Genomic DNA, 24,067 nt, shown 5'->3' on the forward strand with positions numbered 1-24,067 from the left:
GTAGAGTGGCTCCTCCGGCGGCCTGACGGCGGTCACCACCGCGCTACCGAGGGTCAGGTCGTCCTCACTCCGGCGATATCAAATCCGGGCAGTCACTCCGCCCGTTTGCCCTCGGCGAGATTCTTCAGCATCGCGTTGTAGGCGGCGAGTTCCTCGCCGCCGGTGGTCTCCTCGCGCCGGTCGCGCCGCTTCGCCTCGCGCTCGTCCTGGCGCGCCCACTGCACCAGCAGCGCGATCAGCACGAGCAGCACCGGCACCTCGCCCGAGGCCCACGCGATGCCGCCGCCGAGGCGCTGGTCGGTCAGCAGGTCGCCGACCCACGGCAGCTTCAGCGACGTGTAGAACTCGCGGCCGATCACGGTCTGCATGTTCATCAGGATCACGCCGAAGAACGCGTGGAACGGCATGGCGCCGAACATCATCCCGAGCTTCCCGACCGGAGGCAGCCGCCGCGGCGCCGGGTCGACGCCGATCACCGGCCAGTAGAAGACATAGCCGACGAGCAGGAAGTGCGCGTTCATCGCCAGGTGCGCCCAGTGGTAGTTGAGCGCGTTGTCGAAGAGGCCGGAGAAGTACAGCGCGTAGAAGGATCCGACGAACAGCAGCAGCGCGACGATCGGGTTCGTCAGGAACCGCGAAACCGGCGAGTGCACGGCGGCCAGCAGCCATTCGCGCGGGCCGGGAGGGGCGTCGCGGCCGGCGGGCGGGAGCGCGCGCAGGGCGAGCGTGACCGGGCCGCCGAGCACCAGCAGGACCGGCGCGACCATCGACATCAGCATGTGGGTGCCCATGTGCACGCTGAACATCGCGGGCGCGTACCGGCCGATGCCCGACGAGGTGGCCAGCAGGATCACCAGGCAGCCGGCGAGCCACGCGACGGTCCGGCCGACCGGCCAGGCGTCGCCGCGCTTGCGCAGCCGCCGCACGCCGAGCAGGTAGAGGCCGGCGAGAACGATCGCGAGGGTGCCGTAGATCAGGTCGAACCGCCAGTCGGTGAGCAGCCGCCAGAACGTCGGCGGGCCCTGGAGGTCGTAGCCGATGAGGAGTTCGACGGTGCCCGGCTGGGTGACCGCGTCCGGCGGCGGCGGCGTGCGGGCGAGGCCGGACGCGATGCCGATGGTGACGAACATGATCAGCACCTCGACCGCGGCGAGCCGCAGCAATTGGCTGCCGCCCTTGCCGTCCACGAGGTTCGCGACGCCGCGGCTGCGCTGCTGCTGGCCGAAGACGCCGAGCAGCAGCAGCGCGACGATCTTGGCGACGACGAGCAGGCCGTAGTCGGTGGTGAAGAGGTCGCCGAGGTTGATCCGGACCAGCGCGTTGACGATGCCGGACACCGCCATCACGACCCAGCACACCAGCGCGAGCTTGGAGAACCGCTGCGCGGCGAGGCTGAGGTTCTTGCCCCGGCGCCAGCCGAGCGCGAGCACGGCCAGCAGGCCGCCGACCCACAGCGCGGCCGCGACGAGGTGGAACAGCAGGCTGTTGGTGGCGAGGTCGTGCGAACCGCCGCTGGCCGAGTGCCCGGTGACCGCGACCGGGACGAGCCCGGCGACGGACAGGAAGAACAGCACCGCCGTCCAGCCCCAGCTGAGCACCAGGCGGCAGCCGAGGGCGAGCAGGATCGCGATCAGCGCCGTCCACAGCCACGCCTTGGGCTGTTCGATCGCGCCGACGAGGCTCAGCAGGGTGTCCGGGGAAAGGACGTCGCCGAACGGTTTGCCCGCGCTGTCCGCGGCGGTGAAGGCGACGGACAGGATCGAGGCGGCGAACCACACCCACGCGGCGATTCCCGCGGTGCGGACCGCGGCGTACCCCTCGGGGGCGAGCGTGCCGGATTTCTGGGGCGGCACGAGGAAAGCGGCCAGCAGCAAGCCGCCGACGCACACGACCGACGCCGCTTCGGCGAGCACGCGGACCACCGTGACGCCGTAACGCGTGACGAGCCCGGGGTCCGGCAGCCCGGCGATGACGTAGCCCGCGCCGCCGGTGAGCGCGACGAGCCCGACCGCGACGACCGCGCCGAGCACCACTCCGACCGAAAGCAGCGGGAGCACACTCGTCTTGCGTCCGCGGTTCGGGGCGGGTTTCGTCACAGGTTCCGAGCTCACGGTACGAGACTAGGCCGGTCGCGCGGGCGGCGGCACGGGGGTCGGCCGCCCGCCGGGTTTCGCGCCGGATCGCTCGCTTGCGATGTTTGCGCTGGTCGAGCCGGGTTCCTGGACGGAATCCGGTGCACGGCAAGGCTTTCCTCTATGCTCCGCCGATGACCAGCAGCCGTCGCCGCCGCCCGACGCTGGACGACGTCGCGGAGGCGGTCGGGGTGTCGCGCGCCACTGTGTCGAACGCCTACAACCGGCCTGACCAGCTGTCCGCGCAGCTGCGGGAACAGATTCTGCGCGTGGCGGGTGAACTCGGTTACCCCGGTCCGAACCCGACCGCCCGCAGCCTCGCCACGAGCCGCACCGGCGCGATCGCTTTCCTGCTCGATTCGTCGCTGTCGGCGGCCTTCTCCGATCCCGCGCTGTCGATCACCCTCGACGCGCTCGCGAAAACCGTGGAACCCACCGGCAACGCGCTGTTGCTGCTGCCCGGCCGCGAAGCCCAGGAAGGCCCGCCGGCGTCGCGAGTCCTGGCCGCACAAGCGGATATCGCCGTGGCGTACTCCCTCGCCGACGGCACTCCCGCGCTGGAAGCCGTGCGGGCACGGGGTTTGCCGCTCGTAGTCATCGACCAGCCGCCCCTCCCGGACACGGCCCGAGTCGGCTGCGACGACCGCGGCGGCGCCTCGTTGGCCGCACGCCATTTAGTCGAGCTTGGCCATCGCCGCTTCGGAATCCTCGCCGCCCCGCGCCTTTCCGGCGCCGCGGTTTCCAGCGCCTTCCACGGCACCCGCGAACGCCTCGCCGGATACCTCGACACGCTGGCCGCCGCCGGGATCAGCGACATCACCATCACCGAAGCCCCCTGGCTGTCGGCTTCGACCGCCCGCGCCGCCGCGACGGACCTGCTCACCGCTTCCGTGCGTCCGACGGCCTTGCTGTGCATGTCCGACCAGCTGGCCTTCGCCGCGATCGCCGCCGCCCATCGGCTGGGCCTGCGGGTTCCCGCCGACGTTTCGATCGTCGGCTTCGACGACACCCCGCAGGCCGCGTGGTCTGAACCACCGCTCACCACCGTGCGGCAGGACCTGGCGGGCAAGGGCCGCGTCGCGGGGGAACTGGTGATGGGCCTGCTGGCGGGGGAACCAGTCCCGCCGCCGGTCGAACTCCCGGTGTCGCTCGCCGTCCGCGAAAGCACCGCGGCGATTTAGCAAGACCGTTCGGCGATCTGTGGACAACTAGGTCCCGTCCGGGTGACGGGAAACTACTTGTCCACAGACGTAGGAATGCGGGCAGACAAATCGCACGGAACCCGCCAAGGTGGAGATCACACCGGGTTTCCCGGGATACCTGCCGGCCTCTTCGCCCGGCATCGCTTCGATTGAGGGGGAGTTCCCACGATGTTCCGCCGTCTTCTGCCGTCCCTGCCTTTCCCCGGCCGCCGCTCGTGGCCCGCCTCCGCCCCGGCCCGCCTGCCCGGCGTACTGCTGCTGGTCACCGCCGGTCTGCTGACCGCCTCCGGCCTGGCCCAAGCCGCGCCGTCCGTTCCGCCCGCTCCCGCCTGCGGTGCGGGCGAGTTCTGCCTGTGGGACACCGAAACCTATTCCGGCGGCGTGCAGAGTTATGACCTGCGCACGGCGAATCCGGGTGATTGCATTCCCCTGCCCGAGGGATTCCAAGGCCATTCCTTCGTCAACCGGATGACGCGTGACGTCACCATCTACCAAGGAGCGGACTGTTCCACCGAGGGCGATTTCATCACCTATCCGGGCGGTGGCACGTACGTTCCGCAGTCCCCGTTCGCGGTGCGTGCCCTGAAAGTGTGGGAATAGCCCCTGCCCCTGAGACCGGGCCAGGCGAACGAGGCAGCTCCGGCCGAGTCGACTCGCCGCCCCAGTTCGCCGGCCCGGGGGCCGCACCCCCGAGCGGCCCCTAGGCCCGTGGGCGCGCAGCCCGGAAGATCCGCGCCCACGGGCCCCTGCCCCTCGCTTCCCGTTCCCGGCCCCGACCCGGGAGCGGGAGGCGAGGCCCGGGTTTGCGCTCCACCGCAGCTCAGGCGGTTCGGCGCCATTCGGGTGCGGTCTGCTCTGACGTGGCCGCCGCGGACCGGCACCTGGCTCGCGGCAGGTGCGCCCCGGCCACGGCTGCGAGCCGGCAGCCTCGGGGCGAGCCCGACTGTCCGCAGGCCACGCCCCCGTAGTGCGACTGGCTCGGGGTGGGCTCCCCAGTCCGCGTCCGCTTAGTCACACCGGCATCGCGCCAGGCTTGAGCGCGGGTCCGATGCCGCCGGGCCACCGGCGGTCCGGCCTGACACCTTTCCGCCGTACCGCAACCGCCGAACCGCCCAACTGTCATCGCCAGGCCAGAAGCCTTACATCACAAGATCGCCACAGTCTTTCCAGCAGAACAGCCTCGAACCCCGTCCCGCCCACCGCCCCAGCCAGGAGATCCAGGTGCCCAAGCTGCACAAACCGTCGCCCGCCAGCCAGGCCAGGCCGCTTTCCCGCGCAGTGCGTACCGGAACCGTCGCGCGCTGTGGCATTCCGCCTCCGGGCACCCGCAAATCCGACGAACGGAAGCTGAAACGATTCGACGGTGTCGAACGATCGAGAGATTGGCGATGACTAAGCTGCCCATGCTGGAGGTCAGCAGCTGTCAGCCACCCGGGCCCTCGTAGCTCAGCTGGATAGAGCAAGAGCCTTCTAATCTCTAGGTCGCAGGTTCGAGTCCTGCCGGGGGCACAAACGGCCTGGTCAGGGGAACCCCTGGCCAGGCCCGGCCGAGGGCCGGAAGCCGGCCGGCGCACACTGTTGCCGGACTCGGCCGAGCCGCACCCGGCATCCCCCTTGCAAGGCATTGCCCCGAGTCGGCACGCGTGCCGTCCAGAAGCACGCCGCCATCACGACGCCTCAACCAGGCCGAAACGCATTCGTGATCTTGCCCTCAGCCAGCTCGACCACGCCAGGAACCCCTATGTCCGACCGTCCCAGTCCCAGCCGACGGACCCGAAACGAGGCTGCCCGAGTTCTCTTCGAGCAAGCACGCCGCGCCGGGCTCGTCCAGCGGCATCTCCGCAGACTCCACTACCTCGCCCGGCACCCGCGCTCACCGACAGCGAGCGCGCCGCGACCAACCGCGAACCTGCCCGGCACCGGCGTGGTGACCCAGCCGACCAGAGCCTGCCGGTCGCCCGGGCAGCTCAGCCTTGGCATCGAACTCGCCCACCGGCCCGCAACGCCGCCGCGCCGACCGTCCACAAAGACCACCGCATCGGAGGAAGCTGCCTAGCCGCCAACCACATTGGTCGATCGCGCTCCGGCGACAAGAGCCAGTGCGCCATAGCCTTGCCCGCGCTCGCGTCAGCAGCGGGGAAAGGAGGTGTCCGCGCTCCTCGTATGCGAAGCCGCCTAGCGCATTCACGGCGGCGGAAGCGTCCGGCGGCATCGCTTAGCACGGCAGGATTTCGGTTATCGGGCCGGTGTTTTCGTCGAACGTGATCCATTCCGTCGCCGCGGGGGGCGGCCAGCGCGTGGCGGCCCGTTGAGAGCCCTCGCAACCTTTCCGTACCTGCGATTGAGTGCGCGTCGGCAGGCGGGGCGGGGCGGGGCGACGGTTGGCCGCGTGAAATGGCGACGCCGGCACCGCCGGAGTGGATGCACTGTCGCGTAGGTCGCGTGTCGCAAGCTCTCAACAAATGAATCTTCCGCAATCCGGTGCTCTATCCAGAGCTGAACGTGCGCTGGCCGCTATCGCGTTAGTGCCGAGCAACGCGACGCGATCCAGGATCTGGCACGGCACCGTTGGCACTCGAGGTCGCAATTCCATTCCTCACGATTGCGGTTGCCGCGCTGGCTAGCGTCTCGCCGGACTAGTTGGCCGTGTATTCGCCGAGAGCGACAGTGCTCGTCGGGCTGACGATCGGACTGCCTGTGGTCGCCAGCACCCGATATCGCGCGACCGCCCGTGGCCGCCTCTGTGGCCGGAGCCCGGTTCGATCGACGGATCAGCTGAGCGTCGGACAGCCACCCGCAGGCAGCCGCCCAGCTCAGGCACGGCGGCAGAAGCGTGCGGCGGCACCGCGTAATGGGGCTAAATTGACAATCGGGCCGGTGTTTTCGTCGAACGCGGATCAGCGAACCGGGGCGACCAGAAGGCGCACGCCGCCGAGCGGGAGGCGGAGCCGTTCGGACCTCTTCGGCCCGGGCAAGACACGCTGAGCTTCCCGCTTGAGCCCGCGCGGAGGTCGAGTGACGATCACGACGCCCCCTGGAGATGTCCGATCATCGCGGTGGCGAACTTCTTCGCGATGCCGCAGGGGTCCTTCTTGTTCGACCCCATGCTGATGTTCGGGAGGACCGAGACGGCGAGCTGGTCGGTGACGCCGACCCAGAGGGTGCAGATGCCGTTCGCGCGGCTGTCCTCGGCGCCCGCGAAAACGGCCGGGTAGCCGTTGACCGCGGTGGGCTCGAAGTAAGCCTGCTTGGCCTTCTGGTCGTAGATGTCGCTGATCCCGTGCTTGTTCTGCTCGATCGGCGTGTCGTTGACGAAGTTCAGGTTGCTTCCGGAGGAGGTCCACCGGCACCCGTTCAGCACGCCGGTGCTTTTCTCGCCGGGGTACTTGAGGCCGACCTGTTCCGCTTCCGAGGCGTTGAGCACGCTGCACGGGTTGGCGATCAAGTCCTTGGTGGGCAGCGGGGACGGAACCTTGGGTCCCGAGCCGCTGCCGTCGTCCGGCGCGCTTGAGCCCGCGCTGCCCGGCGGCTGAGCAGTTCCTCCGGTCCCGTCGATGTCACCGCCGCAGGCGGAGGCGGCGAGCAAGCCGATGGCGGCGACGGCAGCGGTGGCGAGTCGGACGGTGCGGTGCGGCATCTGGTGCTCAGACTCCCTTTGCCTGCTGGTTCATCTGGTCGCGGCTATCTTGCTCCGCCCAGCTCCGGTGCTGCGCGGCTGGGGCCCGGGCTCCTTTGCGGCGAGGGACAATCTCCGTGATCACCAGCGATATCGTGCCCGCCCTTGTTTCCGGCCAGGAGACCCGCGAGGGACAGTCGCCTGCCCCGAACGCTCAGCCAGGCCGACCAACTGGCACTGAGATCTGGCTCACAACTGGACCTGTCGGAAAACCGCGCCGGCCTCCTACCGTAGTTCTGGTATACCAAAATGCCGCCGGAGTATCGCGCCGGTGCCGGGAAACTGGCCCGGCCACCGTCGCCCCGGCAGCCGCCTTTCCAGGCTTCAGGAGGTCCCATGCTCGGAAGTCGCTGGTCCGTCTTGATCGCACTCGGCCTGCCCGGCTTGGCGATCTTCGTCGGCGTGCCGCTCTGCAGTCAGAGCACCGCCACCGTGTTCGGCATACCACTGGTGTTCGCGTGGCTGTTCGCTTGGCTCCCGCTGACCACGCTCTGCCTGTGGGCGTCGTGGCGGTTCTTCGATCGTGCGCAGTACCGGCGAGTGGAAGGCGGCGAAGAATGATCGCAACGGTATTCGCCGTCGTCATGGCTTTGTCGATCGGAGTGGCGCTGGCCGCTCGCCGGGGCGGAACCGGCAAGGGCGCGGTCGCCACGCTGGTCGCCGGGCGGGCGCTGCCGAGCCGCTTGATCTTCTTCCTCGCCGTGGGAGAGATCTACAGCATCGGCACCATGCTCGGCTTCCCGGGCGGCATCTACGCCAAAGGCGCCTCCTACGGGATCTGGTTCATCGGCTACATCCTGGCGGGCTACGTCCTCGGCTATTTCCTCGCGCCGCTCGTGTGGCGCGCGGGCAAGGCGTACGACGCGGTCACCGTCGCCGACGTCATGTACGGCCACTACCGCAACCGGCTGCTGGAACGGCTCACCGCGGTCTCGTTCGTGCTGGCATTGGTGCCGTGGGCGATCTTCCAGTTCATCGGACTGCAGACAGTCCTCACCGGACTCGGCATCCCGGTCACCCGGCTGGAGGCGATCGTCGGGGCCGGAGTCATCGCGTTCGTCTACGTCGCCGCGTCGGGCATGCGCTCGACCGCTTTCGTCGCGATCGTCAAAGACGTGTTCATGCTGCTGGGCATCATGCTCGCCGGCATCGCGGCGGTGATCGCGGCGAAGGGTGTTCCCGGTGTTTTCGCCGTGGTCGAAACGACGCCGCGCCTGGCCACCGTCAGCGGAGCCGGGCTGGTCTTCGCGATGACCACGATTTTCCTGCAGTCCTTGCAGTTCTACCTCACGCTGCCCGCACAGTTCCTGTTCTCCGCGCGGTCCGAGGCCGGGGTGAAGAAGTCCGTGATCTGGATGCCGCTCTACATGCTGATGTACCCGCTGCTGGTCTTCGCCGCCTACTACGGCCTGCAGACCAGGCCAGGCCTGCACAACGCCGATTCGGTCTTTCTCGAGGTGACCCGCGAACTCGCGCCGGACTGGATCGTGGGTCTCGTGGCGGCGGGCGCGGGGCTGGCCGGAGTCCTGGTCCTGGCAGGCAACGCGCTGATGTTCAGCGGCGTGCTCACCCGCAACATCCTGCCGAAGCGCTCGCAAGCGGCCGCGCAGAGCAGGCTCAAGCCGATCATGGCGGCGTTCCTGGTCGGCACCGCGGCGCTGACGACGTTCGCGTCCTCGATCATGCTGACGTTCCTCAACCTGGCGCTGTCGCTGACGGCTCAACTGGTGCCGGCCTGGCTCGGCGTGCTGTTCTTCCGCAAGCTGCGAGCAGTCCCGCTGGCCGTCGGGCTGATCGCGGGTTGCACCACCGTGGCGTTCTTGTACTTCAGCCATGCCGCGGTCGGCGGAGTGGTCAACAGCGGTCTGATCGCGGCCGCGGTGAACGCGGCGGTCGCGGCGGGCATGTCCGCCCTGTATGCGGGCAAACCGGTCGACCACGAGATCCCGATCGTCCGCCTGGCCCGCGAAATCCTTTCGCCGGCCAGGAAGACAGTCCAGCCGGAGAGCGTCCCGGCGACCGGCGAAGGGCGAAGCTGACATGGTTCGCATCGTGACGCGTTCGGAGGTCGAGGAAGTCCTCGACCTCCGCGAGGTGATCGACGCCGTCGAGCACGCACACCGGCAGCTCGTGCTCGGCGGAGCCACCCAGCCCGGCCGCGCCTGCGCGCCGATCCCCGGCAACGACGGGCTTCTCGTTCCGATGACCGCCACAGTGGACGGTGCCGGAGGCGTCAAGCTGCTGGCCGACCTGCCGGGAAATCCGGAGGCAGGCAGGCCGCGCCAGCAGTCGACGATCACTCTGGTCGACAGCGCGACCGGCCGTGCCGAAGCCCTGGTGGACGGTGCGGTCATCACCCGTTACCGCACAGCGGCGGCATCCGCGGTGGCGACCAGAGCACTGTCCAATCCGGACAGCTCGGTGCTCGGCCTGATCGGGGCCGGTGCGCTGGCGCGGGCGCACCTGGCGGCTGTCTCCTGTGTCCGTCCGATCAGGACGGCAGTGGTCTGGAGCCGCAATCCCGCGACAGCACAGGCGTTCCGGGAAGAGGCAGCCGGCTCCGGGTGCGAAATCCGTTTGGCGGACACTCCTGCCGAAGCAGTCCAGGCCGCCGACGTGGTGTGCACGCTCACCCCGGCGGTGGATCCGATCGTGCACGGAACATGGCTGCGAGCAGGCCAGCATCTGAACGTGGTCGGCGCGCCGCCCCGTCCCCGCCACCGCGAAATCGACGCGGAATGCCTGCGACGCGCCCGCGTCGTCGTGGACAGCAGGCATACCGCGCTGACCGAGTCCGGCGCCACGCTCTCCGCACTGCACGAGGGTGTGATCAGCGAGCAGCACCTGGCGACCGAACTGGGCGAAGTTCTCGCGGGAATCTGCCCCGGGCGCACCGGCGAAAGCGAGATCACCCTGTTCAACTCGGTCGGAGTGGCGGTCCAGGACATCGCGACGGCGGCGCTGGTGCTGCGGCGTGCGGTGAGCAAGGGGCTCGGCGTCGAAATCGCACTGGACCGATGACCTCGCCCTTCGGACAATATGGCAATACCGGATTCAGTCGCGTGCGCGAGCCAGCGCCTCCCGCCTGATTCGTTTCGTGGCACCGGAGGACGCTAAATACTCGAGCACTTGCCGATGCGAAGAGAGTTTCGCGGCGCGCAACTGCAGCCATTGCGACCAGCCTGCCATCGAAGTCGCTCCGGGAGGCTCGCTCGGCCGCGAAGCGAGAGCGTCGAGAACCGATAGATCCGCCATTCTCGCCCTTGCGAGGCCCTGTGAACCACCGGCAGGAAGCGCATTTACCACACTTGCCAGGAGCGGCTCTGGGACTTCCTCCAGGCACTGCAAGGCAACCGAAGCAGCAATCGTCGCGTCCGGCTCACAGCTCAGCAACGGGATCAGCCGATCAATCCCGACCGATACCCGAATCGCCCTGGAATAGAGATGCCAGCGCGCGTGCCCGCTTTCGAATGAATCAACCTTTATCTCCAGCTCGCGCGCCAAGTTTCGCAGATCGCGCACAAAGCCCTCTTCAAGCATCAGCAGCCCGTCACAGAACCTCGTAAGACAGGTCCGCCAACCGGTCGAGGACCGCCAGGAAAGCATCTTCCGACACCACCGGGACCCCGAGCTCACGTGCCTTGCGGGCCTTGCCTGACAGCGAATCCGGGTCCGCGGCCACCACCACGCGAGTCTGCCCGCTGACGCTCCCGGTCACCCGGACACCGGCGGACGCTGCCTGCTCGACGATCTCTTCGCGTCCCCGCGCCATGCTCCCGGTCAGCACCACCTTGTCGCCTGGTCTCAGCGCGAGCCCGCCGAGTTTGCCACCGGAAGGCGCCGCGGGAGAGGCCGCCGTGCGTTCCTCGTCGAGGATTTGGTCCACCACCGCGTGATCGAGCGCCAGAAGCTTCGCGACGGTGAGCAAGTCGTGTCGTTCCTCGTCGGTGACGACCTCGTCGGCCCATGCCTCGCGGGCAAGATCGCGCACATAGCTCAAATGCAGCGCGGTCAATTCGTTCCGGCCCAGGCCGAGATCATGCGCGAGGTCGACGAGCAGGTCCCCCTCGGTCGACGAGATGTCCCGGTCGAGCAGCGCCGCGTCGAGCATGGCCAGGTACGCGTCGGTGACAGGTTCCTCGTCACGCGGCATCCGTTCGACCAGCCGGGCGAGAAAATGCGGTTCCGCTCGTCCTGGTTCGCTGCGCCGCACGGCCGTTGCGGTGCCGGCTGGAATCCGCGGCCAGTCCCAGAACGCGGCACCCACCTGTGCTTCGGTGAGCGTCACCGCCTCCGGCGCGTTTCGAATGAAGTACGCCAGCAGTTCGGCCGCCGCCAGCGCGTCGTCCCGCGCGCTGTGCCAGGAACGTTCGGGCACGCCTGCCGCCGCGCAGCAGTCGGCCAGAGAACGTCGCGAACCCAGGTGGATCCGGCCTGCCGCGCGCATCGTGCACACGCCCGACGAAGCGTCGAACGGCGTCTCGATGCCGAGGCGTTCGAACTCGGATCGGAGGTGCCTGGCGTCGAACGACCAGTTGTGCGCGACCGGCACTCGTCCGCGCAACCGCGCGACGAGGTCGCCGGCCAGTTCGCCGAACAACGGGGCTCGCCGCGCGTCGACGGCGCGGATGCCGTGCACGTTCTGCGGCCCCAGATCACGCTCCGGATTGACCAAGGTCGACCACTCGCCGGTGATCGTGCCGTCCGGGCTGACGTGGACGACGGCGATCTCCGCGATCCGGTGCCGCCATCCGCCGGCGAGGATTCCGGTGGTCTCGGTGTCGATGACGGCGTAACCGTGCACGGCCTTCACAGCGGCAACCTCGTCTCGCTGGCGACCTGCACCGCACTCAGCCAGCTCGGCGGCAAGGGTTCCGCCTCGCCGTGCGCTTCCCGCACGTAACGACGGCGGTTCTTGACCTTCTCAGTCTCGGCCCACACAGACACCACCCACCTCAACGTCCGCGCGATCGTCAGCGCCTCCGACACGACCGGGTTCCCCACCGCGGGACGAACCCCGGCGACCCGCCGCAGATCCTCGAAACAGCCGATCTCAACGCTGTCCGAGAGTTCGTGCACCCACTCCAGCTCGGTGATCGCCTTGTTCCGCGCGCGTTCCTCTTCGACGGTGTCCGCGTACCGCCGCCGGCGCTCGACGATCTCCCCGAACGCTTCGGCCGGCGAGAACTCCTGGCGTTTCCACCAGCCATTCCGCTCCGGAAGGTCCGCTGCCCCAGTCAACTGCTCCAGCCAGCCCGGCACCTTCTCCGGGTACACGGCGGCGACAGCGCGGCGTTCGAGAAACGCCAGAACACGCCGCGCCGCCGCGCGAGCCCCGAACACCTCCGCGACCGGCGCGACCCAAGCTCCCGTCAGCGCACCCGCCACGCTGACATGCCACACGGCAAGCGACTCCGCACCGTCGTCTCCCCCGCCCATGGCAAGCACCGCAGTTCCGGGAACTTGGAACGCCGCAGCATCACTCGCCGCGGCTTCGTCAGTCACCGCATCCGTCATCGAACCTCCTCTTCCGACAACAACAGGTCGTCGCCGCGGAGAATCCGTTACACAGAGCAGTGCGCGCCGGAGCCGAAAAGCAAGCGACACAACCATTGCGAGCAGGCACAATCAGCTTCACAAGCATGGAGGAAACCACGTGTCCGACCAGCTCGCCCCCAACCGGCCCCCGGCGAACCGCCCCGGCGCCCGGCCAAGCGCCCCGCGCCGTGACGTGCGGGCCGGCTTCACCGACCAGACCATCACCGTCTATCAGGCGTACTCACGGGAAATAGCCGATGCGGCAGTCGAATCCCAGACGTTCGCGGCTCCGTTCAAGCGGGAGCGGATGACCTGGATCAAACCCTCGTTCCTGTGGATGATGTACCGGTCCGGATGGGCGGCCAAACCCGGCCAGGAACGCGTCCTGGAAATCCAGCTCACCCGAGACGGCTTCGAATGGGCCCTCGCGCACGCCGCCCTCAGCAGCTACGAGCCGGGCACCTACGCGAGCGAGCGGCACTGGGCTGAACGCAAGAACGCCAGCCCGGTCCGCATCCAGTGGGATCCCGACCGGTCGCCGACCCTCGCGCCGCTCAACCGCCGTGCGATCCAGATCGGCCTTTCCGGCGAGGCGGTCGATCGTTATCTCGACCAGTGGATCACGCGGATCACGGACATCACCACGTTCGCCACGCGGATCCACGGGCTGGTCAGTTCCGGCCGTGTCGATGCCGCGCAGGAAGAGCTGCCGATTGAGCGGGTTTATCCGGTGCCTGCGCCTGTTCTGGGGCTCATCGGGGCGAGTGATCCGCAGCCCGGCGAGGTGCGTTAGCTGCCTGCGCCAACCAGCCCAGCTAGCGACGGCGACGTGGTCCGAGGTAAACCGCGCGGGGCCGTAGCCGTGACGGCCGTTCGTAGGCTTCCGCCGCGTGGGCTAGCCAGCCTGCGGTCCTGGCCACGACCACCAATCCCGTCGAAGCTTCCTCGGGCCAGCGGTGAAGCCAAGCCATGGCACCGAGTGCGAGGTCGATGTTGGGTGCGGGCAAGCCGCGCCGGGTTGCCGACTCCAGGACCGTCCGCACGAGGTCCAAGCGATCGCTCCCCGCGTGGACTCGCTCGAGAGCGGCCAGCAGGTGCGGTGCCCGAGGGTCGGAGTCGGTGTACACCGGGTGCCCGAATCCCGGCAGCTCACCCGCGCGCCGATCGTCCGCGGCCACAATGGACAGTCCTTCTTCCGCGACTCGTTGCAGCATCCGGTGGACGTCGCGGGCAGTTCCGCCGTGGTCGGCCGCTCGCATGGTCTGGATTCCGATGTCCACGACGGCGTAGGGATCCGCGCCGGCGGCGGCGGCGATCCGGGACACGAAGGTGGACGCCGCGAGTTCGTGGTCGGCCAGCAGGCAAAGGGCCAGGTCGACCGGTGCCGCGGGAAGGACGTCGTCGCGGGCGAGCCGGTCGGAGATGGTGGCCGCGACCGATCCTGGCGCCGGACGCGGATCGGGGTGCGCCGAGATCGCTGAGGCCATGGCCGGGACGAGTCGCCTGCCGACGTCGGCGACAGCGGCCGGTCCGCGGTCATGTCGTGCCGGATCCACCATGCCCAGTACCGAAACCACCGCGCTCATCCGGTCGGGCACTCCTGCGGTCTCGGGGAGCGCGGCCAGCACGCGGGCGGCCTCACGCCGACTCTCGCTCGGCCAGGAAACCGGGCCAGCGGGCAGATCCGCGGTCCAGAGCAATTCAGCGACGTCCTCGAAACTCCGGTCCAGCAAGTCCTCGATCGGATAGCCGCGAAACGCCAACGCGCCCGCCGGTTTGAGGTCGGTGACGGCGGTCTCGACGCGGATTTCGACCTGACCGGCTCGTTCTCGTTTCGCCGTCCGGGCAGCGAGCGCCTCGACCTGTGCTCGTTCGTACTGGGAACGACGGCCGCCACCGCCGCGAACGGGCCGCGCGGTCAGGACGCCTCGGCTCGCGTAGGCGTAAAGAGTGCGCACTGTGACGCCCAGCCGATCCGCAGCTTCGGCAGCGGTCATCCACCCGCCGTCCATGGCCGGACCATAGTGCAGGCAATCAACGTTGACAACGTTGATTGTCCCTGGCCAGAGTCGGTGCATGGGCAATTCGAGCAGGCGCGGACTCGGGCCGCGTTTTCTTGGCTTGTGGTGCTCGACCGCGCTCTCCGACACCGGCAACGGAATTTTCCTTGTCGGCGCGACTCTTTTCGCCATCCACACCCTGGACAGCCCTGCGCTCGCCGGGCTCCTGTTCACCCTGGCGGCCGTTCCCTGGCTTGTCGCGGCCATCCCCGCGGGGATCGTCGTGGACCGCATGGATGCGCACCGCGTGATCCAGGCTGCCAACCTCGCCCGCGCGGCGATCATGCTCGGAGTCGGTGCCACTGGACACGCTTCCGCCGTCGTTCTCGCCGTAGCTGTCTTCGCTTCAGGAGTACTCCAAACCTTCGTCGACGGTGCCGCGGAAGCGCTTGTCCCCGAACTCGTCGGCCGCGACCGGCTCTCGGACGCGAACGGCGCGCTGTCGGTGTCGACTCGGGTCTTCTACCAGTTCCTCGGGCCCCCGATCGCCGGTCTGACCTACGCGCTCTGGCCGCCGGCAGCGCCTCTGCTCTCCGCCATTCTCTGCGGTGTCTCGACGTTGTGCATCGCCGCGGTACGGCGGCCCTGGCCCCACCGGCACAGTGCCCGGGGCAAGATCGACGTCCGGAGCGGGCTGCGGATCGTGCGCCGAAGCCGGATCCTCAAAGCCGCTATCGCCATCAGCGGCCTCACCAGCATCGCCAACGGCATCTATCTGACCGCCTTCGCTGTCTACGCCAACTCGGACACCGGCCTCGGCCTCGCCCCGGCGACCTACGGAGTGCTCACCGGCCTCGTCGGCGCCGGAGCGGGCGTCGGGGCGTACCTCACGAGCCGGGCCGAACGGCTCTTCGGAGAGGTCGCCACGATGCGGCTCACCCGGGTCGGCTGGGCTTTGTTGTTTCTCAGCCCATTGCTGCGCTCTCCCTGGCTCATCGCACCCGTCATGGTCGTGGGGAGCGCGTTCGGGGCGATGTGGGCGGTCCAGGCGATGAGCCTGCGGCAACGCGCCACCAGTCCTGGTCAGCGAGCGCAAGTCCTGGGCGTCTTCCGCACCCTGACCTACGGAGCCACACCGCTCGGGACACTCACCGCCACGACCTTCCAGAACACCGTCAGCAGTCAGGTCTTGCTCTGCACCGCAGCGGTTCTCACTGCGGGCGCCATTGGCCTGGTCCCGGCTAACGAGCAGACTCCGCCGCAGGTGCCGAGATGAGGTAAAGCCAGTTGTGCCACGGATCGGCTTCGGAATCCGCACCAGAGCGGAGCATCGCCGCCGTCATCGGGTGGTTTGCCACATCGACCAGGGACTGCACCGCCGCGAAGCCGCGCGTCCGGGCGGCTCGGTAGGCCGCCAGCAGGAGTCGGTCCACGTGGCGGCGGCCTCGCTGTTCCGGGAGGACGCCGATCAGCACGATCGTGCCCACCGCTGGATCGCTTTCCCGTTGGGCCAGGCCCACGAACCCGACCGGCACACCGGCGGGCGTTTCGGCGTACAGCCACGACTGGGCGTCCGCGCCCGATGCGTGGTGGTCCAGGAATGTGGCGACCCACTGCTCGGGCTGGCGCCGACCGAACACCAGGGCGTCGGTTCGGTCGAGGGTCTGGGCCACGCACTGCGCGATCACGTGGGCGAACGGTTCCCGGCCGATCCGCGACATCGGCTCCAGCCGCAGTCCGACGGGATCGGGGATCGCTTGGCCGGTGTCAGCCCACCAGAAGCCCTCTTTTTCCTGGAACAGCGCGAAACCGCACGCTTGCGCGACGTCGCGGCGCTCGGCGTGGTCAGCACTCACTGAGGCGCTGACGGGCAGGTAAACCGAACCGCCGGCCGGAGCAGCGGCTACGGCTGCGGTCACCGCGGCCCGGGCGGCGTCCAGCCGGCCGTCTCGCCAGGAAAGCCGAGCCACCACGTGATCGAGGGGTTCGCGTTCGAAGATCTCCGCTCGGCCCAACACCGCCGAGGCCAGTTCCACGCCGCCCCGCTCCACGGCAAAACGCGCGACCGGCCTCAGTGTCGAACCTGGCGTGATCTGCGAAGGATCTAGCGCGGACCGGCGAACCTCATCCACTGGGCACACCCCCGCGTCGCGGTCGGCAAGTCAAGAGCAGGCTATGCCAGCTTCCGGGACGAGGACTCACGGCTGGCTGGCGGCCACTTTGACGCCGAACCCGATCAGGACGACGCCGGTGATGCGGTGCATGGTTCGGCGCACGGCGGGCCTTTCGAAGAACGCGCGTGCTTTCGCGAGCAACAGCACGTAACTGCCGAGCCAGACGAGGGTGAGGACGGCATGCAGCAGGACCAGCAACGCCATCCCGGCTTGCGGGGCGAGCCCGGCGGGCGCGAGCGTCGGAAGCAGGCCGGTGTAGAAGACCGCGATCTTCGGGTTGAAGAGGTTGCTGATCAGACCGGTCCGCCACGGGTTCCCGCCGGGCGACGATGCTTTCGGGCCGGACTGTGCCGAGCGCTTTCGGCTGTGGAGCAGTGCTTGAATGCCGAGCACCAGCAGAAAAGCCGCTCCGGCCAGTTTGACGATGGTGTAGGCCGTGGCGGACGCGGCGAGAAGGGCAGCCAGGCCGACCACGGTGAGCAGGCCCCACACCAGCAATCCCGCGGTGATGCCGCCGACCGTTCGCAGGCCGTCCTGCCAGCCGGAGGCGATGGACCGCTTCGTCACTACCGCCATGTCGGGGCCCGGAACGACGGTCAGCACGGCGAGAACGCCTGCCGCCGCGAGAAACTGGATCAACATGGGTCCCACTGTCGCATCATCAACCGGTGGCGCCTACCTCATTACGCCGCTGTGCCTGTCCGGCGACGGTGCCGGGTCTCCTCCCCCGCGGATCGCGAAGCGGCAACCACAGCAACGGTTTCCGCGTCCGGGTCCGGGTCCGGCAAGGCGACCGCAATCGTCGCGCGGCCCAGCCAGCCTGGGCCGGCTACTCCGAATGGGGCATCGAGAACTTCCTCGAGGCGGCCACCCGGATGCCGGGCCCGCCGATCAGGAACCGATTCCGGCGGAAGCGAGGCCCGGCAGCCAGGAACGCACCGTCGCGGGCGTCGTCCGCGCCGCGGCCGCTCGCAGCGGGCTCGGACGCCTGGCAGTCGATGACCGGTGCGCGGCGAGAGCGACTGGCGGAAGTGGAAGTCCAGCGCGAAAACGCCGCCACCGCCGACGCCTGCGGATAAGCAGCCTTAATCAATTTCGCCGCACCATTGATCCGACCTGTCGCTCCCCGGATCAGAAATACGGTGCAGCCGACCGGGAAACAGCGGGCAAGCAGCCGACTGCCGCGCGTCCGATCAGCGGTTTTCGCCACGACTCCAGTCGAGCCATAATTCCCTCATGAGCGCATTCAGCGCGCATCGGGAGGGGTTCTGGCATGCGACTAAGACATTTCCTGCCGGGTACTTTCTTGTCCATTCTTTTACTCGCCGCCGCCGTCGTCACGGGCGGGAATCAGACGGCGGCGGCCGCGACGGCTCCGGTTGTCGATCTCGGCGCGTTTCCCGGCGAGACCACGAGCGAGATCGCCGGGATCACCGACAGCGGCCTCGCGGTCGGCTCCTACAACACCGGGGCCGAGGCCTCGGTCGCGGCGCGCTGGAATCCGGACGGCTCGGTGGCCCGGCTTCCGGTTCCCGCCCCTTACCGCACGACGGCGGCGCGGGCGGTCAATGCCCGCGGAGTCGTCACCGGATCCGCCGACGACCGCAACGGCACCCGGAAACCGGTGCGCTGGCAGCCGGACGGCTCGTTCGCCGAGTTGCGTTCGGCGAGCGATTACGGTTGCGGCGAGGCCGTCGCGGTCAATTCCGCGGGTGTCGCCGTGGGCATGACCACGCCCGCCAACGCTTCCCGTCTGGCGGCGCGGTGGGACACCGACGGGACCCTGAAGATGCTCGCGATGCCGCCGGGCGCCGCGGAGTCGGAGGCCTTCGCGATCAACGACCGCGGGACGATCGCCGGAATCATCGGAAACCGTGCGGCCCGGTGGAATCCGGACGGCACGTTCAGCCTGCTCGCCCTCCTTCCCGGCACGAACGACAGCAAGGCGAACGGCATCAGCGACGCCGGGGTCGTCGTCGGCAGCTCCGGCGGCCAGCCGGTGCGCTGGGATGCGAACGGGACTGTCCGGCAACTGCCGGGCCTTCGCCAGAAAGACCCGGCGGGCAGCGGAAACGCGATCAACAAATTCGGTGTCGTCACCGGCACTTCTACCGCTGAGGACGGAGTGAACCACGCTGTGCGCTGGGATTCCCGCGGCGGCGTCACCGATCTCGCCGCGCTGCCGGGGCACCGCGAGAGCGGCGGTTCCGCGATCGACTCCCGCGGCACGGTGGCCGGTTACTCCGTGCCGAGTTCCAGCGTTGCCCGGCACGCGGTGCGCTGGTCGCCTTCGGGCCAGTCCGCCGATCTGAGCCGCGCGCTGCCGCGGTACGAGTCGGCGGAAGCGGTCGCGATCAATGCCAGAGGAGAGGCCGTCGGCAGTTCCCGGACCGTCGACGGCGGGGTCCGTCCAGTGCTCTGGTCTCGCGACGGCGGCATGACCGACCTCGACCCGGAAGGGAAGTCCCGGCGGGCGAACGCGATCAACGCCAGCGGCGTCATCGCAGGAGAAGAAGGCTCCTGGGCGATCCGCTGGAACCCGGACCGGACCGTCACCCGGCTCGCGACTCCGAGCGACCGCGTCCGGTCCCTGGCCTCGGCGATCAACGACAGCGGAGTGATCGTCGGCAGGACAGCGAAGCGGTTCAGGTCGCTGACGCCGGTCCGGTGGAACTCGGACGGGAGCACGACCGACCTGCCCATCCCCGACCACGACGCGCTGGGCGCCGCGCTGGCGATCAACGACCGGGGCGTGATCGCCGGGTACTCCGGCCGCCGGAACGACACCTCCCGGAACGCGCTCCGCTGGGCGGCGGACGGGACCGTGACCCAGTTGCCCGCCCTGCCGGGCGGCTACTCCGCGGCCCTCGCCGTCAACGACCGCGGCGAGGCGGCCGGCTATTCCCGCGGCCTCCCCGTGCGCTGGAGCGCCGAGGGCAAGCTCACCGTCCTCGCCGTGCCCGCCGGGGCGACCCACAGCGAGGCAACGGGAATCACCGCCGCCGGAGAGACGGTCGGCTGGGCCCACTTCAACTCCGGCGTTCCGGACCGGGCGCTGCGGTGGAGCGCCGACGGAACCCTGACCCTGTTGCCGCCGTTGCCCGGCGGAGCCTCGAACCAGGCACTCGGCGTCAACGCGCGCGGGGACGTCGTGGGCAAGTCCGACACTCGCGATCACCAGGTGCACGCGGTGCGCTGGCCCGCGCATTGACCGGCGGAAAGCGTTGGGAGGCAGTGGTTCCGGCCTTTGGCCGCTGGCCGGCGCCGAACCGCGGTGAAACAATGTCCTGATCCCAGAAGCAGGCCGCGATCTCCATTTCCCGCCTGGCCGAGATCGTTTCCGGACAAGGACGGATTCCATGGCAGCAACACGAAGACGTTCGCCGGTGCTGGCAGCCGTGCTGACCGGCCTCCTCGCCCTCGCACCCGGAGCAGCAAAACCTTTTCCCGCCAACGTATCCGCAGCGGCGGCGCAAGACCAGGCACAAGCCAGGCCGGCGGCTCCCCTGCGCGGAGCCGCCACGGTCACCAACTACACCTCCCGGAACTGGGCGGGCTATTTCACCACCAACGCGGCGCACACGACCGATTTCCGGTCCGTGCACGCACGCTGGATCCAGCCCAAAATCGTCTGCCCGGCCGCGAAAGACGCCTGGGTCGTCTCCTGGGTGGGCATGGACGGCTGGTGGAACGACATCGTCGAGCAAGGCGGTTCTTCGGCACGCTGCGCGAACGGCGTCCCGCAGTACGCGCTCTGGTGGGAAATGTTCCCGCACAACGACATCCAAATCGCGAACCCGACCAAACCGGGCGATCTGATCGACGCCACCGTCACCTACGAACCCGTGCCGAAGAAGTTCCGCATCGTCGTCAAGGACCTCACGACCGGGCAGACGCTGGTGCGGGTCCAGCCCTGCTACCCGGACATGGGCGGATGCCCTCGCGTCAACGCCGAGGCGATCACCGAGACCCCGCTCGGCGGGAACGCGGGCGACGGCGTGTTCTTCCTGCCCGACTACGGAGCCGTGCGATACGACCACGTGTCCGTCACCGACACCGCCGGGCACGTCGGCACCCTCGCCGACGCCCATTGGGACCTCGGACACGTCAACCAGGTGAGCCCGTCGAGCAGCGTCCGCAAGCAGACCGCGTTGCCGCTCGGGCCGAACGGCGCGTCTTTCACCACGGTGTGGGTCCACGAGTGATCTCGACGGCCTGATCGCGGACTCGAAGGGGCGTCGCCGGTCCCATCCGGCGCCGCCCCTTCGTTTCGCGATGCTCAGACCAGCAAAACCCGCCGCCCGCGAGCGTGTCCCGCCTGGCTGTCCGCGTGCGCCGCCGAGGCTTCGGCCAGCGGGTAGGACTTGTCGACCGGGATGCGGAGTTTTCCGCGTTCGATCAGGTCTGCCGTCTCGGCAAGGGCTTCCTTCATGTTCCCGCCCGTCCCGGCGAACCGGATGCCCAGCATCGGGGCCTCCAGATCGGCGATCGTGATCACCTTGTCCGGGTCCCCGGTCAGGTCCAGCAGGCCGCGGATCACCCCGGTGCCGTTGAGGTCGAGGGCGGCGTCGACCTGGCCGAGCTGGCGCACCCGGTCGACCCAGCCGTCGCCGTAGGTGGTCGCGATGGCGTCCAGGCTTCGCACGTAGTCCTGATTCGCGGCGCTGGCGGTGCCGATCACTTTGATCCCCCGGTCGCGGGCGACCTGCAGCACCGCCGATCCGACTCCGCCCGCGGCTCCGCTCACCAGCAGCGTCTGTCCGGTTTGGACGCCCACCAGCCGGATGACGCGGAGCGCGGTCTCGACCACCGACGGGTACCCGGCCGCTTCGGCGAAGGTCAGCCCGGACGGCAACGGCGCCCAGGAATTCAGCACGGCGAACTCGGCGTAGGTATTCGCACCTCGGCCCAGCACCGGGTCTCCCACCGCGATGCCGGTGACGCCCTCGCCGACCTCGTCGACCACGCCGGAGGCGTCCTGGCCGACCCCGGAGGGCAGTTCGATCGGGCGGATCCGCTGGAACTGGCCCTCGCGAGTGCGCCAATCGTGCGGGTTCACGCCCGCCGCCCGCACGGCGACGCGGATCTGGCCGGGTCCGGCGTGGGGTTCGGGGACTTCGGCCAGCTCAAGGACTTCGGGGCCGCCATAGGCGGCGAAGCGCACTGCTTTCATGCCGCCAACTTAACAACAACGGTTAGTGTTTTGCAACGGTTAGTGTTACGGTCGGTCGCCTCAGCTCCTCTCCGAACGGGAGTAACCGTGCATCCACCTCGCATCGACGCCGGCGTCGAAATGAAGACCCGCGACGGCGTCACCCTGGCCGGCGACCTGTACCGGCCGGCCACCGAAGGCCGCTGGCCCGTGCTGCTGCACCGGACCCCTTACGACCGCACCGGCGTTTTCCGCGTTTCGGGACTCGTCGCAGATCCGGTGTGGCTGGCCCGCCAGGGCTTCGCCGTCCTGGTGCAGGACGTCCGCGGGCGGTTCGGGTCCGGCGGCGAGTTCGGCTTCATCGCGCAGGAGTCCCACGATTCCTCCGACGCGATCGACTGGGCCGCGGCGCAGCCCTGGAGCGACGGCAACGTCGGGATCTACGGCTCGTCCTACCTGGGCATGACCGTGCTGCAAGCGGTCGCCGCGCGGAACCCGCGGCTCAAGGCGGCCGTCGCGCTGATCGGGACCGCCGACATGCGCCACACCGCGCGTCCGGGCGGGCTGTTCGAACTGGGTTTTCTGACGCTGTACGCCCTCGGGATGGTGCAGGAAGGCCTGGACCACACCTCGTTGAGCGCGGCCGAGCAGGAACGGGTGCGCGAACTGCTGGACGAAGCCTTCGCCGATCGTCGTGCCGCGGTGGGCCAGTTGCCGTTGACCAGCCTCGCCCCGCTCGACGACAGCCGCGTCGCGCCGTTCTGGACGGATTGGCTGCGGTCGCCGCACGACGAGTTCTGGGATCGGCCGACGCTGCTCACCGAGCCCGAGCGGATCGACATTCCGTTCCTGCAGATCAGCGGCTACCGGGATTTCACCAGTCCTACCCAGTTCCGGCTCGCGACCCGGTTGGCCGGCAACGAAAAAGCCGGTCTGATCGCGGGGCCGTGGACGCACGCGGGCACCTACAGCGCGTTCGGCGACGTCGGGGCCCGGGTGTTGCCGAACGCGGCGGCCGGGGCGCCGACGTGGAGTCCGGTGCTCGCCGCGTTCTTCGATCGGCATCTGCGCGGCGGCGACGGTTCGGATTACCCTTCGGCAGCACCATATCTGTCCGGGCGGGTCAGCTTTTTCGTTGGCGGATCGAATGCCTGGGCAACCGCACCGGCGTGGCCGCCCGCATCGACGGTCGAAGAATGGGCGCTTTCCTCAGGCGGTGAGCTGACGCGCGGGAAAGGCGACGGTTCGGACACCTTCACCGCCGATCCGCACGATCCCTTTCCCACCCACGGCGGGGTAATCGCGTTCGAAGGCGATCCAGCCGCGGCACCGGGCGGCATTCAGGACCAGCGCGCGGTCGACGGGCGCGAAGACGTGCTCCGCTACACGAGCGCGCCGTTGACCGAGGAAGTGACGATCGCCGGGCAGGCTGAGCTGATCGCGGATGTCACCAGTACCGCGCCGGATGCCGACATCTGCGTCACGTTGGTGGACGTCGAGCCCGATGGTTTCGCGCTCAATGTCGCCGAGGGCGCGCAACGGGCGCGGTATCGCACCGGCGGCGACACCGACTGGCTCGACCCCGAAGAACCCAGCCGGGTAGCAGTAACGTTGCACGACGTCTCGCACCGATTCGGTCGAGGACACCGGATCCGGGTGCAGATCGCCGGGTTCAGTTTTCCGCGCTACAGCCGCAATCTGCACACTCGCACGGTGCCGGAATTCGGCACTCTCGACGAGGCGGTCGTCGCGCAGCACACCGTGCACCACACCTCAGCGCTGCGCCTTCCGGTGCTCAGCGCGTAAGAAAGCAGGAGAATTCCATGTCCGAGATCGTGGTTGTCGCCCGCCTTCAGGCCAAATTGGGCCGCGGAGCCGAACTGCTCGCGCTGTTTTCCGAACTGGTCCCCGAAGTGCTGCGCGATGAGCCGGACACGCTGCGGTACGCCTTTTACGTCGAGCCGGGCTCCGAGCCGTTGCGGGTGACGGTGGTCGAGAAGTATCCCTCGCGCACGGCCCTCGACGCGCACAACACCGGCGTGCTGACCAAATACCTGCCCCGGCTGCTCGAATTGCTCGACGGCGCACCCGAACCTGTCGAACTGCGACCGGCGGAGCTGGCATTTTCGGCCAGCGCGGCCGACGCGGCCCGGCTGAGCCTCTAGCGTCGCCGGGGCAAAGCAAGCACCCCGG

At 69.0% G+C, this 24,067-nt stretch carries 21 protein-coding genes and 1 tRNA gene; 12 read left to right on the top strand and 10 right to left on the bottom strand.

Going from position 1 to position 24,067, the window contains the following annotated elements; all coding sequences use genetic code 11:
• Window positions 1-92 precede the first annotated feature (92 nt).
• Window positions 93-2,111: a cytochrome c oxidase assembly protein gene (locus L3Q65_RS23145; protein WP_182893999.1), complete on the bottom strand. Its 2,019-nt coding sequence runs from the start codon at window positions 2,109-2,111 to the stop codon at window positions 93-95.
• 155 nt (window positions 2,112-2,266) lie between these two features.
• Between L3Q65_RS23145 and L3Q65_RS23150 the strand changes: the two genes are divergently transcribed.
• The 3 genes from L3Q65_RS23150 (at window position 2,267) to L3Q65_RS23160 (ending at window position 4,843) form a co-directional block, all read left to right on the top strand.
• On the top strand, window positions 2,267-3,313 hold the full coding sequence (locus tag L3Q65_RS23150; RefSeq protein WP_237600784.1) for a LacI family DNA-binding transcriptional regulator: 1,047 nt from the start codon (window positions 2,267-2,269) through the stop codon (window positions 3,311-3,313).
• A gap of 189 nt (window positions 3,314-3,502) precedes the next feature.
• A complete protein-coding gene (locus tag L3Q65_RS23155) occupies window positions 3,503-3,934 on the top strand; it encodes a peptidase inhibitor family I36 protein (protein WP_220507991.1) in 432 nt (143 codons plus the stop codon).
• An 835-nt stretch (window positions 3,935-4,769) separates the two neighbouring features.
• Window positions 4,770-4,843: transfer RNA gene (locus L3Q65_RS23160), tRNA-Arg, on the top strand.
• 1,513 nt (window positions 4,844-6,356) lie between these two features.
• On the opposite strand, the gene L3Q65_RS23165 is transcribed toward L3Q65_RS23160, so the two are convergent.
• Complete coding sequence (locus L3Q65_RS23165) at window positions 6,357-6,971, bottom strand: DUF3558 domain-containing protein (RefSeq protein WP_237600785.1); 615 nt, start codon at window positions 6,969-6,971, stop codon at window positions 6,357-6,359.
• A gap of 375 nt (window positions 6,972-7,346) precedes the next feature.
• Between L3Q65_RS23165 and L3Q65_RS23170 the strand changes: the two genes are divergently transcribed.
• The 3 genes from L3Q65_RS23170 to L3Q65_RS23180 are packed head-to-tail and all read left to right on the top strand — an operon-like array spanning window position 7,347 to window position 10,031.
• Complete coding sequence (locus tag L3Q65_RS23170) at window positions 7,347-7,571, top strand: DUF3311 domain-containing protein (protein WP_182893996.1); 225 nt, start codon at window positions 7,347-7,349, stop codon at window positions 7,569-7,571.
• Window positions 7,568-9,049, top strand: coding sequence for a sodium:solute symporter (locus tag L3Q65_RS23175; protein ID WP_237600786.1), 1,482 nt, complete (start codon window positions 7,568-7,570; stop codon window positions 9,047-9,049). The genes L3Q65_RS23170 and L3Q65_RS23175 overlap by 4 nt, the downstream gene beginning before the upstream one ends.
• Before the next feature lie 13 nt (window positions 9,050-9,062).
• On the top strand, window positions 9,063-10,031 hold the full coding sequence (locus L3Q65_RS23180) for an ornithine cyclodeaminase family protein (protein ID WP_220507990.1): 969 nt from the start codon (window positions 9,063-9,065) through the stop codon (window positions 10,029-10,031).
• 33 nt (window positions 10,032-10,064) lie between these two features.
• Here the strand turns inward: L3Q65_RS23180 and L3Q65_RS23185 are convergent, their stop codons facing one another.
• Genes L3Q65_RS23185 through L3Q65_RS23195 form a run of 3 tightly spaced genes read right to left on the bottom strand, consistent with a single transcriptional unit; the run spans window position 10,065 to window position 12,527 of the window.
• Entirely contained in the window at window positions 10,065-10,550 is a 486-nt protein-coding gene (locus L3Q65_RS23185; protein ID WP_237600787.1) for a hypothetical protein, read from the bottom strand.
• Between the two features lie 10 nt (window positions 10,551-10,560).
• Window positions 10,561-11,823 (bottom strand): exonuclease domain-containing protein, encoded by a 1,263-nt coding sequence (locus L3Q65_RS23190; RefSeq protein WP_237600788.1) that lies wholly within the window; start codon window positions 11,821-11,823, stop codon window positions 10,561-10,563.
• Window positions 11,820-12,527, bottom strand: coding sequence for a DUF6218 family protein (locus tag L3Q65_RS23195; protein WP_237600789.1), 708 nt, complete (start codon window positions 12,525-12,527; stop codon window positions 11,820-11,822). Before L3Q65_RS23195 ends, L3Q65_RS23190 begins: the two co-directional genes overlap by 4 nt.
• A 214-nt stretch (window positions 12,528-12,741) precedes the next feature.
• Between L3Q65_RS23195 and L3Q65_RS23200 the strand changes: the two genes are divergently transcribed.
• Entirely contained in the window at window positions 12,742-13,341 is a 600-nt protein-coding gene (locus L3Q65_RS23200; RefSeq protein WP_237600931.1) for a DUF4291 domain-containing protein, read from the top strand.
• A 22-nt stretch (window positions 13,342-13,363) separates the two neighbouring features.
• Here the strand turns inward: L3Q65_RS23200 and L3Q65_RS23205 are convergent, their stop codons facing one another.
• Window positions 13,364-14,560, bottom strand: a complete 1,197-nt coding sequence (locus L3Q65_RS23205) for a citrate/2-methylcitrate synthase (RefSeq protein WP_237600790.1) — start codon at window positions 14,558-14,560, stop codon at window positions 13,364-13,366.
• A gap of 64 nt (window positions 14,561-14,624) precedes the next feature.
• Here L3Q65_RS23205 and L3Q65_RS23210 point away from each other — a divergent pair, with 64 nt between their 5' ends.
• Window positions 14,625-15,824, top strand: a complete 1,200-nt coding sequence (locus L3Q65_RS23210; RefSeq protein ID WP_237600791.1) for an MFS transporter — start codon at window positions 14,625-14,627, stop codon at window positions 15,822-15,824.
• Here L3Q65_RS23210 and L3Q65_RS23215 read toward each other — a convergent pair.
• The 3 genes from L3Q65_RS23215 to L3Q65_RS23225 form a co-directional block, all read right to left on the bottom strand.
• Window positions 15,790-16,584 (bottom strand): GNAT family N-acetyltransferase, encoded by a 795-nt coding sequence (locus L3Q65_RS23215; protein WP_237600792.1) that lies wholly within the window; start codon window positions 16,582-16,584, stop codon window positions 15,790-15,792. The genes L3Q65_RS23210 and L3Q65_RS23215 overlap by 35 nt on opposite strands.
• Before the next feature lie 162 nt (window positions 16,585-16,746).
• Window positions 16,747-17,364 carry a LysE family translocator gene (locus tag L3Q65_RS23220; protein ID WP_182893987.1) on the bottom strand — a complete coding sequence of 206 codons (618 nt, stop codon included), beginning with the start codon at window positions 17,362-17,364 and terminating at the stop codon, window positions 16,747-16,749.
• 187 nt (window positions 17,365-17,551) lie between these two features.
• Complete coding sequence (locus tag L3Q65_RS23225) at window positions 17,552-17,932, bottom strand: hypothetical protein (protein WP_182893986.1); 381 nt, start codon at window positions 17,930-17,932, stop codon at window positions 17,552-17,554.
• 96 nt (window positions 17,933-18,028) lie between these two features.
• Here L3Q65_RS23225 and L3Q65_RS23230 point away from each other — a divergent pair, with 96 nt between their 5' ends.
• Window positions 18,029-19,933, top strand: a complete 1,905-nt coding sequence (locus L3Q65_RS23230) for a hypothetical protein (RefSeq protein WP_237600793.1) — start codon at window positions 18,029-18,031, stop codon at window positions 19,931-19,933.
• Between the two features lie 148 nt (window positions 19,934-20,081).
• Window positions 20,082-20,927 carry a G1 family glutamic endopeptidase gene (locus L3Q65_RS23235; RefSeq protein ID WP_237600794.1) on the top strand — a complete coding sequence of 282 codons (846 nt, stop codon included), beginning with the start codon at window positions 20,082-20,084 and terminating at the stop codon, window positions 20,925-20,927.
• A 74-nt stretch (window positions 20,928-21,001) separates the two neighbouring features.
• On the opposite strand, the gene L3Q65_RS23240 is transcribed toward L3Q65_RS23235, so the two are convergent.
• Window positions 21,002-21,895, bottom strand: coding sequence for an NADP-dependent oxidoreductase (locus tag L3Q65_RS23240; protein ID WP_182893983.1), 894 nt, complete (start codon window positions 21,893-21,895; stop codon window positions 21,002-21,004).
• An 87-nt stretch (window positions 21,896-21,982) separates the two neighbouring features.
• On the opposite strand from L3Q65_RS23240, the gene L3Q65_RS23245 reads away from it, so the two are divergent.
• The gene (locus L3Q65_RS23245) at window positions 21,983-23,680 is read left to right on the top strand and encodes a CocE/NonD family hydrolase (protein WP_237600795.1); all 1,698 of its coding nucleotides are present in this window, start codon (window positions 21,983-21,985) and stop codon (window positions 23,678-23,680) included.
• A 17-nt stretch (window positions 23,681-23,697) separates the two neighbouring features.
• The gene (locus tag L3Q65_RS23250; RefSeq protein ID WP_182893981.1) at window positions 23,698-24,039 is read left to right on the top strand and encodes a putative quinol monooxygenase; all 342 of its coding nucleotides are present in this window, start codon (window positions 23,698-23,700) and stop codon (window positions 24,037-24,039) included.
• Window positions 24,040-24,067: the final 28 nt, after the last annotated feature.

The organism is Amycolatopsis sp. FU40, assembly GCF_021903635.1.
Classification (GTDB): Bacteria; Actinomycetota; Actinomycetes; order Mycobacteriales; family Pseudonocardiaceae; genus Amycolatopsis; species Amycolatopsis dendrobii.

What these genes read in the sequence shown, in the direction of transcription:
- L3Q65_RS23150 (WP_237600784.1), top strand. Translation starts at nt 2,267, where the DNA reads ATGACCAGCAGCCGTCGCCGCCGCCCGACGCTGGACGACGTCGCGGAG.
- L3Q65_RS23155 (WP_220507991.1), top strand. Translation starts at nt 3,503, where the DNA reads ATGTTCCGCCGTCTTCTGCCGTCCCTGCCTTTCCCCGGCCGCCGCTCG.
- L3Q65_RS23165 (WP_237600785.1), bottom strand. Translation starts at nt 6,971, where the DNA reads ATGCCGCACCGCACCGTCCGACTCGCCACCGCTGCCGTCGCCGCCATC.
- L3Q65_RS23170 (WP_182893996.1), top strand. Translation starts at nt 7,347, where the DNA reads ATGCTCGGAAGTCGCTGGTCCGTCTTGATCGCACTCGGCCTGCCCGGC.
- L3Q65_RS23175 (WP_237600786.1), top strand. Translation starts at nt 7,568, where the DNA reads ATGATCGCAACGGTATTCGCCGTCGTCATGGCTTTGTCGATCGGAGTG.
- L3Q65_RS23185 (WP_237600787.1), bottom strand. Translation starts at nt 10,550, where the DNA reads ATGCTTGAAGAGGGCTTTGTGCGCGATCTGCGAAACTTGGCGCGCGAG.
- L3Q65_RS23195 (WP_237600789.1), bottom strand. Translation starts at nt 12,527, where the DNA reads ATGACGGATGCGGTGACTGACGAAGCCGCGGCGAGTGATGCTGCGGCG.
- L3Q65_RS23205 (WP_237600790.1), bottom strand. Translation starts at nt 14,560, where the DNA reads ATGGACGGCGGGTGGATGACCGCTGCCGAAGCTGCGGATCGGCTGGGC.
- L3Q65_RS23210 (WP_237600791.1), top strand. Translation starts at nt 14,625, where the DNA reads ATGGGCAATTCGAGCAGGCGCGGACTCGGGCCGCGTTTTCTTGGCTTG.
- L3Q65_RS23220 (WP_182893987.1), bottom strand. Translation starts at nt 17,364, where the DNA reads ATGTTGATCCAGTTTCTCGCGGCGGCAGGCGTTCTCGCCGTGCTGACC.
- L3Q65_RS23235 (WP_237600794.1), top strand. Translation starts at nt 20,082, where the DNA reads ATGGCAGCAACACGAAGACGTTCGCCGGTGCTGGCAGCCGTGCTGACC.
- L3Q65_RS23240 (WP_182893983.1), bottom strand. Translation starts at nt 21,895, where the DNA reads ATGAAAGCAGTGCGCTTCGCCGCCTATGGCGGCCCCGAAGTCCTTGAG.
- L3Q65_RS23250 (WP_182893981.1), top strand. Translation starts at nt 23,698, where the DNA reads ATGTCCGAGATCGTGGTTGTCGCCCGCCTTCAGGCCAAATTGGGCCGC.